We start from the raw sequence: 13,377 nt of genomic DNA, 5'->3' as shown, positions 1-13,377 counted from the left end.
CATGACCACGTCACAACACAGTATTATCGGTCGCCAGCCGGTTGTTAATGATCAACAACAAATCATAGGCTACGAGTTTTTCTTCCGTAATGAGACGGATGGCAGCAACACGCCATTTGAGGAAGATATTCAAACCTGCGCGCGTATCCTGAATACCACCATGGACGAAATGCATGAGAGCTGGTTACTCGGCCAGCAGCTGGCATTCATCAACGTCGATCATGTCATGCTCAATAGCGTGTTTCTCGAATTGATGCCGGCTGAAAAAACCGTGCTCGAAGTGGTGCATCACCTTCAGGTCACCCCAGAAATCCTGGCACGTTGCCAGGAGTTGAAACAACTAAAATTCCGTATCGCATTGGATAATCCGCAACACTATCCGCATTTGGAAGCCTTGTTGCCTTATGCCGACTTTATCAAGATCGATATGCGCAATGTGGACATTGCACAAGCTAAACAATGGTTAAAAAAATACCAGCACGATCAATGTTCCCTCATTGCAGAAAAGGTGGAGGAAAATAACCAGTTTCAGGACCTGCTGGATGCGGGTTACCACCAGTTTCAAGGCTATTTTTATGCCAAGCCAGAAAATATCAGCAGCAAGGTCATTAATCCAAGCTTTGATGGCGTGTTGCATTTGTTGAACCTGGTCAGCCAGGAGGCAGAAAACAAGGACATCGAAAATGGGTTTAAACGTGATACCACGCTGAGTTATAAACTGCTGCGCTATATCAACTCTGTGGGCTTTGGCTTGTCATGCGAAGTGCAATCCATCGGTCATGCTTTGACCATCTTGGGTCGCAACCAGCTTTATCGCTGGCTGACTTTACTTATGGTCACGGCGGGAAACAACAGCAGCTCCCCTGCCCTGATGAAAACCTCAATTACACGTGGCCGCTTGACCGAGTTATTGGGCGAACCGTTTTTTGAAAAGCGCGACCGTGACAATCTGTTTGTGGTGGGCGTATTTTCGCTGCTGGATGTGATGCTTAAAGTGCCGATGGAAAATATCCTCGAAAAACTACAATTACCTGAGACGATCGTCGATGCACTGGTTGAGCGCCAGGGTATTTTTGGCCCTTTCCTCAAGCTCACCGAAGCTTGCGAAGATGCCAACAATGAAGAAATTTTAGAGATGGCTGCCATGCTGCAACTCAAGCCGGAAAAAGTAAATCAGTGCCATATGGAGGCCCTGGCCTGGACCGAGGCTCTGGGAATATAAATCAATACCTGACCCTCTTGAAAAGATAAAGCGCATACCCATTTACACGATACAGATGCTTGCAGTTTGAGGTCTGTGAATCATGTTAATCGCTTATTTTTGAAAGGATCAACGTATGCGTAGTTATGACTTAACCCCCTTCTACAGAACCGCAATTGGCTTTGACCGTTTGGCTAAAATGCTCAACGAAAGCCAGCGCAGTGAAAACGAAATCAGCTATCCACCTTACAACATCGAACTGGTAGACGAAAACGCCTACAAAATCGTGATGGCAGTGGCTGGCTTCCAGCAAGATGAGCTGGAGATTGAAACTGAACACCAGGCTTTGCGCGTGACTGGCCGCAAAGCCAAAAAAGAACAGGAAACCACCTATTTGCACCGGGGTATTGCCACCCGGGACTTTGAGCACAAGTTCCAGTTGGCCGATCATGTGAAAGTGACCGGGGCACAGCTCGAAAATGGCTTGTTGACGATTGCTTTGGTGCGTGAGATTCCTGAGGCACTCAAGCCACGCAAAATTGAAATTGGCACCGCAGTCCCAAATGCAAGCGCTAACTTGATCGAGCAAAAAGCAGCTTAACCAGAGGGTATAAAAAAGGGCCAGTTGGCCCTTTTTTCATATTTAGCTGCAGAATAGAAATCTGTTTAGTCGCTGAGCAAAGGCATCCAGTCAACCGGCTTGCATGCGCATGTCACTGTCCGCCAGCCACGCTCATCCGCGGTTATCTAACGCTAAAGAATTCCTTGTTTATCCTCGCTCTGCGTTAAAATAGCCGCTTCCAACCATACTCTGGATGTAATACAAATGGCGCAATATGTGATGTCCATGCTCCGCGTGAGCAAAATCGTGCCGCCCAAACGGCAAATCATCAAAAATATTTCCCTTTCATTTTTCCCGGGCGCAAAAATTGGCTTGCTGGGCTTAAACGGCTCAGGCAAGTCGACCGTGCTGCGCATCATGGCGGGCGCGGATAAAGAGTTTGAAGGCGAAGTGCAATGGCAGCCGAATATTTCGATTGGCTATCTGCCACAAGAGCCACAGCTGGATGCTGATAAAACCGTGCGTCAGGAGGTCGAAGCCGGCTTGGGCGCTATCATGGAAGCCAAGCAAAAGCTGGAAGAAATTTATGCCGCCTATGCTGAACCTGATGCCGATTTTGACAAACTGGCCGAAGAGCAGGCCAAGTACGAAAATATCCTGGCCGCCAGCGGCAGTGATGTCGAGCAGCAATTAGAGATTGCCGCCGATGCACTGCGCTTGCCACCCTGGGACGCAAAAATCGGCCCGTTGTCAGGCGGTGAAAAACGCCGCGTGGCCTTGTGCAAATTGTTACTGTCAAAACCTGACATGCTGTTGCTGGACGAGCCGACCAACCATTTGGATGCGGAATCCGTCGAGTGGCTGGAACAGTTTCTGGTGCGCTTCCCCGGCACCGTGGTGGCTGTCACCCACGACCGCTACTTCCTGGATAATGCTGCTGAATGGATTCTGGAACTGGACCGCGGTGAGGGTATTCCATGGAAAGGCAACTACTCCAGCTGGCTGGAACAAAAAGAAGACCGCTTAGCGCTGGAGCAAAAACAGGAAGACGCCCACCGCAAAGCCATGAAGCAAGAGCTGGAATGGGTGCGCCAAGGGGCAAAAGCGCGTCAGAGCAAGAGCAAGGCGCGCTTGGCACGTTATGAAGAAATGTCCAGCGTCGAATACCAGCGCCGCAACGAGACGCAGGAAATCTTTATCCCGCCCGGTGACCGTCTTGGCAACCAGGTGATTGAGTTTAGCAACGTCTCCAAAGGCTTTGGGGATCGCTTGTTGATTGATAACCTCTCATTCACCATTCCGCCTGGCGCGATTGTTGGCGTGATCGGCCCCAACGGTGCCGGTAAGTCCACGCTGTTCCGCATGCTGCAAGGCAAGGAGCAGCCTGATAGTGGTGAAATCATCACCGGCCCAACGGTTAAACTGGCTGCAGTCGACCAGACCCGTGATGGCCTGGACAACGATAAAACCGTATTCGAAGCGATTTCTGGCGGGCTGGATGTGCTCAGCGTTGGTAAATTTGAAATGCCTAGCCGGGCTTATATTGGCCGCTTCAACTTCAAAGGTGGCGACCAGCAAAAAATCGTTGGTCAACTCTCGGGTGGTGAACGTGGTCGCTTGCATTTGGCCAAGACCCTGATTTCCGGGGCTAATGTCTTGCTGCTGGATGAACCCTCGAATGACCTTGATGTGGAAACCCTGCGAGCGCTCGAAGATGCCTTGCTTGAGTTTTCAGGTTGCGTACTGGTCACCTCGCACGACCGCTGGTTCCTGGACCGAATTGCCACACACATTCTGGCCGCCGAAGGCGACTCGCAATGGACGTTTTTCAACGGCAACTATCAGGAATACGAAGCCGACAAGAAAAAACGCCTGGGTGAAGAAGGTGCCAAACCCAAACGTATCCGCTATAAACCGATTACGCGATAAAAGACAGCCCACCCGCAAGGTGGGCTTTTTTATGGTGATCGTGTTACTGTGGAGCGCACTTCAGAGCAACTTGTTCACAGGATCCTATTCACATGCAAGCAACCAATTTCAAACTGCAGGATTATTTCAACCGCATAGGCTATGTGGGACAGCCTGACACCAATATCGAGACCTTGCGTGCACTCATGCGCTGTCAGCTATTCAGTGTGCCGTTTGAAAATCTGGATGTACAGGCTGGCAAGGTGGTTTCCATGATGCCAGAGGAGATAGTCGAGAAAGTTATTTATCGGCAACGCGGGGGATATTGCTACGAAGTGAATGGGGTCTTTGCCATGGCATTACAGGCGCTGGGCTTTCGCTTTCAGCTGGTCGCGGCGCGACCAATGTTTTATCCGGTGCGCAGACCCAAAACGCATATGGCAATTGTGGTACATCTTGAGCAACAAGCCTGGTTATGTGATTTGGGTTTTGGCAGCTATGGTATCCGCGCACCACTGGCCTTAAATAGGCTGGATACGGAAACCATGCAGGACCATGATTGCTTTATGTTGCGTACCCAGGGCGAGCACGAGTTTTTAGTACAGGCACGCGTCGATGAGGGCTGGCAAAACCAGTTTGCGTTTGACCTGCATCCCTGGGAGTGGATTGATTTTTATCCGGCAAACTTTATGAACTCCACTCACCCTGAGGCGATTTTTGTGCAGAGATTGCTGGTCGTATTACATCAGCCGGCAGGCAGGGTAATTTTATTTGGCGACACCTTGAAAACCATCACCGATGGCGTGGTGACAAAAAGGATCATACCGAAGAGTGAGCGTAGCGATACGCTTAAAACCCTCTTTGGGTTGTCGACGTAAAAACCTTTACCCCATGCATCCTGACCTGCCAGGACGTCGCAGAGGCTGGTTTGACTAGCGTGGAGCAGATTGCTCTTTGTTCACCAGTTTACGTATCAGCCGGTTGGCATTAATGGCTGCCAGCGTGGCACCGAATTCGTAATCGTCAAAGCGTGACGCTTCAATATAAGGCAAGGCAACCAGCTTGCCGTTAATCAGGCAGATGCGGCATTGGTCTTGCCAGACCTCGTGTGCTTGTGGCTGTAGAGGGTGTTGGCGGGGTTGGGTGTTGTCCATACTTCTCTTAAAACAAGGTGGGTTTGTTTGATTATCTCCAACTGAAATATCTACTCAATAGCCTGTTCGGGCTAATCGACCTTGATGGCGGCTAAATTTAATCGGGTAGCCTGGCTTTATGCGGTGCTTTTTTCATGATCCAGTCCCACAGGCCGGGCGGGATCAAGCGGAGCAGGCGTGCGACGATACCCATTTGCCAGGGGATGACACTAAAGCGGCGTTGTTGGGCAATCACGCGCATGGCTTTGCGGGCGAAGACATCGGCATCCATGAGAAAGGGCATGGGGTAGGTGTTGATGTCGGTCATGGGCGTGCGGATGTAGCCGGGGGCGATGGTGGTGACGGTAATCGCATATTGCTGCATTTCGACGCGCAGGCTTTCGAGGTAGGTAATGGCCGCTGCTTTACTCGCGCTGTAAGCGCCGGCACCAGGCAAGCCGCGAATCCCGGCCACACTGGCGATGCCAACTAGTTGCGCCATCTTGCCCTGCTCTGTTGCCTGTTTCATGGCCTCGATAAACGGTTGAAAAGTGTGCACCAGTCCCATGACGTTGGTATCAAACACGGCTTGAAAGGCGGGGATGTCGTCCTGGTATTCGGTGAGGGTGCCACGGCTGACGCCGGCATTGCCGATGACGATATGCGGGGTGCCATATTGCTGGATGGCGGCTTGCGCCATGGCTTGCATCTGGTCTGCCTGCCTTACATCGACGCTGTAAGTTGTACAGGCAACCTGATATTGGCTGCTCAGCTGACTGGCAAGCGCTTGCAGGGCGCCCGTATTGCGACCGCACAGACTTAGTTGCAATTGTTGCCGATAATGTTGGGCATAGGCCGTGGCCATGGCGGCGCCAAGGCCACTGGAGGCACCGGTAATCACAATATGCAGGCAGTCAGAATTGGTTTTCGCCATAAAATACATTGCAGTAAACAAATTTTAATCGGGTAGAATGCCATAAAACACTGGTCGGGGAAACGTAGATGAATTTGGAAAAAGTGATTTTTGGCTTTTTTATTATTCTAGCCATGACGCTTAACTTTGGATTTTTTGTTGGTGATATTGATAACCCGCAACATCACTTGCATTACGAGTTGTATGTCGCCATTGTGGTGAATTTGATCGCCACCGTACTTAAATTTGGTGACCGGACGCAGATTGGTGCGATCCACCTCGCTACCAGCCTGGTCGCCGATTTACAGTTGATTGGCGCAGCAATTATCTGGACCGTTGCTGGTAGCAACGGCGCGGATACTGAGGTGATTGTCGGGGTGGTTTCTTTGTCTGGTGGTGCATTTCTCGCCAATATCACGTCGGTCATTTTGCTGATTTATGAAACCGTGACCCTGCGTCGCTAAGCACGTAGTCAGCATGACGCTCAATCAAATTGTGTTCTGGATTTTGCGGCGCATGCGTGCGCCGCTGCTGATGTTGATTGTCAGCTATGCCATTGCGATGATTGGCTTTGTGTTGATCCCCGGGGTAAATGACCGCGGCCAAGCCTATCATCTGAATTTCTTCGATGCCTTTTATATTCTGAGTTATACCGCGACCACCATCGGTTTTGGTGAACTCCCCTACCCGTTTACCACGCCACAGCGTCTGTGGATGACTTTTTCGATTTATGTGACGGTGATCTCCTGGTTTTACGCCATCGGGGCGATTATCGGGTTGTTTCAGGAGGGCGCACTCAAGCAGGCGTTTAAAACTGCGATTTTCCAGCGCGATGTCAAAAACCTGATGGAGCCGTTTTACCTGATTTGTGGCTATGGGGAAACCGGCGGCGAGCTGGTCAGGGCGCTGGATAGAAACGAGTTGCGGGTGGTGGTGCTTGAACGCTCGCCAGAACGCGTGAATGAACTTGAGCTGACGAATTACCAGTTTCATATTCCGCACTTATGCGCAGATGCAAAGTTATCCGAGGTGTTGCTCTACGCCGGCATTAAAAATCCCATGTGCCGCGGGGTGGCGGCGCTGACCGATGATGACCATGCCAACCTGGCAATCTCGGTGGCGGTGAAGCTGATCAAGCCTGGATTGCCGGTGCTGGCGCGTGTACAGGATGATGTCATCGCCGCCAATATGGCCTCGTTTGGCACAGACCGCATTATTAATCCTTACCATATTTTTGGGGAACACTTGGCCATGCGGCTCAACGCATTGGGCACTTACCTGCTGCATGAGTGGTTGACGCGTGCACCGGGCGATGCGATTGAAACCCCGGCCGCCATTCCGCAAGGCCACTGGATTGCTTGTGGCTTTGGTCGCTTTGGCAAGTCCGTCGTCAAAAGCCTGCAAAATGAGGCCATGCATGTCACGATCATCGAGGCAGATCCGGCAGGCACGCAATGTGAGCAATGCATTATCGGCAGCGGTGTGGAGTCGCACATCTTGAAACAGGCCGGGATTGAGCAGGCGGTGGGTATTGTAGCGGGCACCGACAATGACATTAATAACTTGTCTATCGTCATGACGGCATTGGAACTCAACCCTAATCTGTTTGTGATCATCCGCAAGAACAAGCGCCATAACGAGCCGCTGTTTCAACATTTTGATGCCGACATCACCATGCAGCCCAGTGATGTGATTGCACACACCTGTTTGTCTTATATGGTTTCACCCATGTTGGCCGAGTTTCTTGCCACGGCGCGGCATCAGGGCAATGCCTGGGCCAATGCCGTGATTGCGCAACTGGTTTCCAAGCTCGGTGAGCAAGTGCCAGATACCTGGGATATTACGATTGCGGATGACATGGCCGTGGCGGTGTGTGGCCTCATGCAGCAAGGCTTGGGACCAGCGCTCAAGCATTTACTCATGAATCCTGCCGGTCAACAGCGGCATGAAATGCCGGTGGTGCCGTTAATGTTGCTGCGCGCGGGTGAAAAAATGTTATTACCGGACCTGGCGACGCCGCTGGAGATGGGCGATAAAATTTTATTCTGTGGTTTGGATCAGGCCAAATCGATCCAGCGCTATCTGTTGCACGACCTGAAAACCTTGCATTATCTGGTGACAGGGAATGAGATGCCTGAAACCTGGATTGGCCGCTGGCTGAAACAATAAAAAACCCTGCCTAAGCAGGGTTTTTTATTGTCATTGGTGCTTATTTTTTACCCGCTGCGCGGTCCTTGCGCACGTTCTGGATAATAAAGTCCGCTGTTTGCAAGGCAGCTTCATTGCCTCCGGCCATGGAGCTGCCGGTGATGTATTTGCCATCAACAATCAAGGCAGGTACGCCTGTAGCGCCGGAAGCGCGGAACACCTGCATGGCTTTGTTCATTTGCATGTTCAGCGCAAACGACTTAAAAGCTTTTTCAACTTTAATCTTGTCCAGGCCACCTTGTTTGGTCACCCAGTCAATGGCTGCAGCTTCGTCCGCCGGGTTCAAGCTTTTTGTTTTATGAATGGCGTCAAACAATGGGGTATGCAGTTTATCCAGTACGCCCAGTTCTTGCATGGCAAAATAGGTTTTGGCCATGGGCGCCCAGCTGGCATTGGGTAAGGCTGGCATGCGTTTGAAATACACATCCGCAGGTAATTTTTTCACCCAGGCTTCCAGCGGATGCTCCATGTGATAGCAGTGCGGACAGCCGTACCAGAATAACTCCATCACTTCGATTTTGGCAGGTTGATCGGTCGTTATTTGCTGTGCAACCTGATCAAATTGCTCACCCATTTGCGGCTCAGCCAAGGCAGCAGTGGCGGTGAAGCCTGCCCAGAGCATCAAACTTAACAACATTTTTTTCATGATATTCGTTTCCTTATGTGTGGAAAGTAATGGTTTAACGTGACAGTTGGCGATACGATGACAGCATTAATGCGATGCTGAAGATTCGATATTGACCTTGATCAGATTAGGCTGAAAGCCATTGGTTTCCAGGTCATGGCTGATTTTTGTAATTTTTGCCAGATCGTTGAGCGGTCCAATGCGTACACGGTGCATGGTGCCCTTGTTCGGAATTTCTGCCGTTTGTACAACGGCCTCAAAGCCTACCAGTGCCAGTCGGGTTTTGAGATTGTTGGCATCATCCTCTTTGGCAAACGCGCCCACCTGAATAAAGTAGCTTTCTTGTTTGATGGTCGGGTTCTTTTTCACTTGCTCTTCACTGATTTTGCTCTCGGTATCCGGCAAAATGGTGTAGAAGTCAAATTTGTTAGGGTCCTCAATCGAGGTGCTCCCAGGTTTGACTTCTTCTTCGGTGACGGTGCTTTTGATCGGCAGCTCTTGCGAGCCGCTGTCATTCTTGAAGGCGCTGGAGAACGGGCTGTGGTCACCTTTGATATAAATGATGAGCGCGACCGTCAAGGCGACGCCCAAAAACAAGCCGACCAGCAGGCCGTTAAAGAAGGTGCTGCCGCTGCTCTTGCTTTTTGCTTTGGCTTGTGAGGGTTTGTAGTCGCGACTCATAGATAATTTGAACCAATCAATTCGGGCACTTTTCAGGTGCTTACATTTTATCCGGGGCGCTTACCCCCAGCAAAGACAAGCCATTGCGAAGGACGACGCGGGTTGCGGTAATCAGCGACAGGCGTGCCAGTTTGACTTGTGCATCATCCACCAAAAATTTGGTGTCATTGTAATAACTATGCAGGGCACTGGCTAGCTCCTTGAGATAGTTGGCCACCATGTGCGGTGCCAGTGCCTGGCAGGCGCTGCTGACCACTTCAGGGTATTGCCCCAAGGCTTGCATCAGGGTTGTTTCTGCTGCGCTGTTGAGTGGTGACAGGTCGGTGGTGGTGAGGCTGCCAACATCGCCGCCCCATTGATTCAATACGCTGCAAATGCGCGCATGCGCGTATTGGATATAGTAAACCGGGTTGTCATTGGTTTGCGCACGTGCCAGATCGATGTCGAACACCAATTGCGAATCCGGGCTACGCGCCGCCAAAAAGTAACGCGTGGCATCACAGCCAACTTCTTCAATCAGGTCGCGCAAAGTCACATAGCTCCCTGCACGTTTTGACAGTTTGACCTCTTCACCGCCGCGCATCACCGTGACCATTTGGTGCAGCACGTATTCGGGCCAGCCTTGCGGAATGCCAACATTGAGGGCTTGCAGCCCGGCGCGCACGCGCGTAATGGTGCTGTGGTGGTCTGCGCCCTGCTCGTTGATCACACGTTTGAAACCGCGCTGCCACTTTTCACGATGGTAAGCGACATCCGGCACAAAATAGGTGTAGCCACCTTCTTTTTTGCGCATGACGCGGTCTTTGTCATCACCAAAATCCGTTGTGCGCAGCCATAAGGCGTCGTCTTGTTCATAGGTGTGACCACTGGCGATCAGCGATTGCACGGTGTTGTCTACCTTGCCTTCGGTGTATAGCGCGCTTTCGAGTGAGAACACATCAAATTTGATCTGGAATGCCTGCAAGTCGAGATCTTGCTCATGGCGCAAATAAGCCACCGCAAATTTTCGGATGGATTCCGTATCATTGACATCACCGCTGGCAGTCACCTGCATGTCGTCAGCAGTCACCGTCGCTTTGGCTAAAAAGGCCTCTGCAATTTCGAGGATATAGTCCCCACGGTAACCATCTTCAGGGAAGCTTGCATCGTCTGGCGGTATCCCTTGCGCGCGCGCCAGCACCGATTTGGTCAGGTTATCGATTTGTGCGCCCGCATCATTGTAATAAAACTCACGTGTCACCTCCCAGCCATTGGCGGCCAGTAATCGGCATAAACAGTCGCCGACCGCAGCACCGCGGCCATGCCCCACATGTAACGGGCCAGTGGGGTTGGCAGAGACAAACTCCACCTGAACTTTTTCGCCTTGCCCTGCCGGGTTGCGGCCAAACTGGTCGGTTTGTTTCAAAATATCGTGCACGATGGCCTGTTTGCTATCTGCCGACAAAAAGAAATTGATAAAGCCTGCACCCGCAATCTCCACCTTGCTGATCACCTGGTTGGCGGGCAAGCCGTCGATAATCTGCTGGGCAATCATGCGCGGATTTTGCTTGAGCGGTTTAGCCAGTTGCATGGCGATATTGGTCGCGAAATCCCCATGCTCGGCAGATTTTGGCCGCTCAAGGATGATATGGAGACTGGAGGTGTCTGCCACCAGCGGCGTCACCGCTTGCAGAATCAGTTCTGTGATCGTTTGTTTCAAGGTTAAAATGATGCGTTATCGTCAAACCGCCATTTTAACCTAATTAAGCCTTTTCACCCATGTGTTCAACATCCGCCGCTCCTCAGGTCACCACGTCCGCCAGCATTGTGCGCGTCGTGCTTGATGTGCCGCTGGAGCGTGAGTTTGATTACCTGAATCCTGGCCTGGTGATCAAAGTGGGTAACCGCGTGGTGGTGCCATTTGCTGGGCGGCAACTGGTGGGGATCGTGATGGCTCTGGTCAATGAGACCGATATCCCCTTGCACAAGCTCAAAGCGGTATTGCAAGTGTTTGACGACGTGCCGCTGGATGCTGCCAGCTTCAAATTATTGCGCTTTTGTGCAGACTATTATCACTATCCGTTTGGGCAAACCGTATTATCCAGCCTGCCATTGCGCTTGCGGCAAATTAAGCCGGCGGTGTCGCGCAAAATGTGGCTCTATCATCTGGCACAAGCGGTGCCAGATGCGTTGATCGGAAAGCGGCAACAAGTCTTAGCGAGGTTGCTGGCCTTGCTGCAGCAGCACGCCGAATGCAGTGAGGCCATGCTCGCTGCGGTTTCTGCCACTTGGCGCAAAGCGTTACAGCCCTTGCTGGATGGCGGCTATGTAAACAGGCGAGAAGTCATCGCGACGCGGCCCTCCATGCCTGCCTCCGCGCAGGTCCCCGAACTCAATGACGAGCAGGCCGCGGCCGTTGAGGCGATTCTGGGCCGCCTGCATGGATTTCAGCCCTGGCTACTGTTTGGGATCACGGGTTCGGGTAAAACCGAGGTGTATATTCGCTTGCTGGAAAAAGTGTTGGCCGATCCAAAGTCGCAAGTGCTGATTATGGTGCCAGAAATCAACCTGACACCGCAGCTGGAAAGCCGTTTTCGTAGCCGGCTCAGTGAGTACGCATTGGTTACCTTGCATAGCCATTTGAGTGAGAGTGAGCGCTTGCAAAACTGGCAAGCGGCACAGTCTGGCGCCGCACGCATTGTGATCGGGACGCGCTTGAGTGTGTTTACGCCCATGCCGCACCTTAAGCTGATGATTCTGGACGAAGAGCATGACAGCTCTTACAAGCAACAAGATGGCATGCGTTATCATGCGCGCGATGTTGCGCTGGTACGTGCGAAGCAGCATGGTGTGCCCGTGGTGCTTGGCAGTGCCACGCCTTCGCTGGAAAGCTGGTACAACGCAACGGGCGATCACGAGCACGCAGGCGGCAGAAAGCCGATTTATCGTTTGCTCACATTAAACAAGCGGGCGGTGGCGCAAGCCACATTGCCACGTATTTTTTGTATAGATACTGCGCATCCGCCGCCAGAAGCTGGATTTACGCCCTTGTTGAAGCAGGCGATAGCGCAGCGTTTGCAGCGTGGCGAACAAAGCTTGTTGTTTATTAATCGCCGTGGCTATGCCCCGGTGCTGCATTGCTCGGCCTGCCAGTGGCTGGCCGATTGCCGCCGATGTTCTGCCAAAGCGGTGCTGCACCTGCGGCAGCGCGTGCTGCGCTGTCACCACTGTGGCGATGAGCAGCCTATTCCGCTGCAATGCCCAAGTTGCGGCAATCCAGATTTGCGCCCGGTTGGTCAGGCGACGCAACGCATCGAGGAAACGCTGCAGCAGGTCTTTCCGCAGGCGCGTGTCGCACGCGTGGACAGAGATACCATTCAGGCCAAAGATGCTTTAACTACCTTGCTTTCCGAGGTGCATGCTGGTGAAATCGATATTTTGGTGGGCACCCAAATGCTGGCCAAAGGCCATGATTTTGCTAATCTGACCTTGGTGGGTGTGCTCGATACCGACAGTGCATTGTATAGCCCGGATTACCGCGCCAGCGAGCGCTTGTTTGCTCAATTAATGCAGGTGGCCGGTCGTGCCGGCCGTGGTGAAAAACCGGGTGAGGTGTTAATACAAACGGCCTTCCCGCAGCACCCATTATTTGCCGCCTTGCGCGAGCAGAATTACGCCGAGTTTGCACAGGCTTTGTTGCAAGAGCGAATGGCGATGCAGTTCCCGCCTGCTACCTATATTGCCGTGATGAAAGCAGAAGCCACTGAGTATGCCTTGGTAAACCAGTTTCTGACGGAGTTTAGTTTGGCCGCCAGAGCCTATGTCGATCAGCATGCTGCAACTTTGCCTGATCAGCCGCTAATTTATGATCCTGTCAGACCAGGGCTTGCACGCCTGAACCGTATGGAGCGGGGTTATGTGATGATGCAATCTGCACATCGCAACGCCTTGCAGCAGCTACTGCAAGTCGCCGTCGCCTGGGTAAGAGCACATCCATTACAGGCGAAAATTCGCTGGGTATTGGATGTCGATGCCCTGGAATACTAGCAAATTTGCAAAAGTGGTCTTCAATGACAGGGTGTTTTGTAAAAAAGAGTTAGTGTTTGATTGTTTTTTAAGGTAAATTTGAGGGTTGAGATATTATTTGTAGCATATTGATTTTAATAA

12 protein-coding genes are annotated in these 13,377 nt (G+C 51.8%); 7 read left to right on the top strand and 5 right to left on the bottom strand.

Annotated features, from left to right (window positions below):
• The first annotated feature begins 1 nt into the window (after position 1).
• The 4 genes from AACH41_RS14270 (at position 2) to AACH41_RS14255 (ending at position 4,549) form a co-directional block, all read left to right on the top strand.
• Positions 2–1,222 (top strand): EAL domain-containing protein, encoded by a 1,221-nt coding sequence (locus tag AACH41_RS14270; RefSeq protein ID WP_275357511.1) that lies wholly within the window; start codon positions 2–4, stop codon positions 1,220–1,222.
• A 115-nt stretch (positions 1,223–1,337) separates the two neighbouring features.
• Positions 1,338–1,802, top strand: coding sequence for an Hsp20 family protein (locus tag AACH41_RS14265; RefSeq protein WP_275357513.1), 465 nt, complete (start codon positions 1,338–1,340; stop codon positions 1,800–1,802).
• Between the two features lie 225 nt (positions 1,803–2,027).
• Positions 2,028–3,692, top strand: a complete 1,665-nt coding sequence (gene ettA, locus AACH41_RS14260; protein ID WP_194749677.1) for an energy-dependent translational throttle protein EttA — start codon at positions 2,028–2,030, stop codon at positions 3,690–3,692.
• A 92-nt stretch (positions 3,693–3,784) separates the two neighbouring features.
• On the top strand, positions 3,785–4,549 hold the full coding sequence (locus tag AACH41_RS14255) for an arylamine N-acetyltransferase (protein WP_338655894.1): 765 nt from the start codon (positions 3,785–3,787) through the stop codon (positions 4,547–4,549).
• A 54-nt stretch (positions 4,550–4,603) separates the two neighbouring features.
• Here AACH41_RS14255 and AACH41_RS14250 read toward each other — a convergent pair whose 3' ends face one another.
• Both AACH41_RS14250 and AACH41_RS14245 read right to left on the bottom strand, forming a co-directional pair.
• A complete protein-coding gene (locus tag AACH41_RS14250; protein ID WP_313984704.1) occupies positions 4,604–4,825 on the bottom strand; it encodes a hypothetical protein in 222 nt (73 codons plus the stop codon).
• 97 nt (positions 4,826–4,922) lie between these two features.
• Entirely contained in the window at positions 4,923–5,747 is an 825-nt protein-coding gene (locus AACH41_RS14245; RefSeq protein ID WP_194749706.1) for an SDR family oxidoreductase, read from the bottom strand.
• Positions 5,748–5,806: 59 nt separating this feature from the next.
• On the opposite strand from AACH41_RS14245, the gene AACH41_RS14240 reads away from it, so the two are divergent.
• Both AACH41_RS14240 and AACH41_RS14235 read left to right on the top strand, forming a co-directional pair.
• Entirely contained in the window at positions 5,807–6,181 is a 375-nt protein-coding gene (locus AACH41_RS14240) for a DUF6394 family protein (protein WP_194749680.1), read from the top strand.
• A gap of 13 nt (positions 6,182–6,194) precedes the next feature.
• A complete protein-coding gene (locus tag AACH41_RS14235; RefSeq protein ID WP_275357520.1) occupies positions 6,195–7,886 on the top strand; it encodes an NAD-binding protein in 1,692 nt (563 codons plus the stop codon).
• Positions 7,887–7,926: 40 nt separating this feature from the next.
• On the opposite strand, the gene AACH41_RS14230 is transcribed toward AACH41_RS14235, so the two are convergent.
• The 3 genes from AACH41_RS14230 to argS form a co-directional block, all read right to left on the bottom strand.
• Positions 7,927–8,571, bottom strand: a complete 645-nt coding sequence (locus AACH41_RS14230; protein ID WP_194749682.1) for a thiol:disulfide interchange protein DsbA/DsbL — start codon at positions 8,569–8,571, stop codon at positions 7,927–7,929.
• Positions 8,572–8,637: 66 nt separating this feature from the next.
• Entirely contained in the window at positions 8,638–9,231 is a 594-nt protein-coding gene (locus AACH41_RS14225; RefSeq protein WP_275357522.1) for an SPOR domain-containing protein, read from the bottom strand.
• Positions 9,232–9,271: 40 nt separating this feature from the next.
• Complete coding sequence (gene argS, locus AACH41_RS14220) at positions 9,272–10,930, bottom strand: arginine--tRNA ligase (RefSeq protein WP_338655889.1); 1,659 nt, start codon at positions 10,928–10,930, stop codon at positions 9,272–9,274.
• Between the two features lie 59 nt (positions 10,931–10,989).
• Between argS and AACH41_RS14215 the strand changes: the two genes are divergently transcribed.
• Positions 10,990–13,257: a primosomal protein N' gene (locus tag AACH41_RS14215; protein ID WP_338655887.1), complete on the top strand. Its 2,268-nt coding sequence runs from the start codon at positions 10,990–10,992 to the stop codon at positions 13,255–13,257.
• The last annotated feature ends 120 nt before the right edge of the window (positions 13,258–13,377 follow it).

It is taken from the genome of Methylophilus sp. DW102 (genome assembly GCF_037076555.1).
Lineage (GTDB): Bacteria > Pseudomonadota > Gammaproteobacteria > Burkholderiales > Methylophilaceae > Methylophilus > Methylophilus glucosoxydans.
This window is presented reverse-complemented; position numbering and strand designations above follow the sequence as displayed.

What these genes read in the sequence shown, in the direction of transcription:
- AACH41_RS14270 (WP_275357511.1), top strand. Translation starts at nt 2, where the DNA reads ATGACCACGTCACAACACAGTATTATCGGTCGCCAGCCGGTTGTTAAT.
- AACH41_RS14265 (WP_275357513.1), top strand. Translation starts at nt 1,338, where the DNA reads ATGCGTAGTTATGACTTAACCCCCTTCTACAGAACCGCAATTGGCTTT.
- ettA (WP_194749677.1), top strand. Translation starts at nt 2,028, where the DNA reads ATGGCGCAATATGTGATGTCCATGCTCCGCGTGAGCAAAATCGTGCCG.
- AACH41_RS14255 (WP_338655894.1), top strand. Translation starts at nt 3,785, where the DNA reads ATGCAAGCAACCAATTTCAAACTGCAGGATTATTTCAACCGCATAGGC.
- AACH41_RS14250 (WP_313984704.1), bottom strand. Translation starts at nt 4,825, where the DNA reads ATGGACAACACCCAACCCCGCCAACACCCTCTACAGCCACAAGCACAC.
- AACH41_RS14245 (WP_194749706.1), bottom strand. Translation starts at nt 5,747, where the DNA reads ATGTATTTTATGGCGAAAACCAATTCTGACTGCCTGCATATTGTGATT.
- AACH41_RS14240 (WP_194749680.1), top strand. Translation starts at nt 5,807, where the DNA reads ATGAATTTGGAAAAAGTGATTTTTGGCTTTTTTATTATTCTAGCCATG.
- AACH41_RS14235 (WP_275357520.1), top strand. Translation starts at nt 6,195, where the DNA reads ATGACGCTCAATCAAATTGTGTTCTGGATTTTGCGGCGCATGCGTGCG.
- AACH41_RS14230 (WP_194749682.1), bottom strand. Translation starts at nt 8,571, where the DNA reads ATGAAAAAAATGTTGTTAAGTTTGATGCTCTGGGCAGGCTTCACCGCC.
- AACH41_RS14225 (WP_275357522.1), bottom strand. Translation starts at nt 9,231, where the DNA reads ATGAGTCGCGACTACAAACCCTCACAAGCCAAAGCAAAAAGCAAGAGC.
- AACH41_RS14215 (WP_338655887.1), top strand. Translation starts at nt 10,990, where the DNA reads ATGTGTTCAACATCCGCCGCTCCTCAGGTCACCACGTCCGCCAGCATT.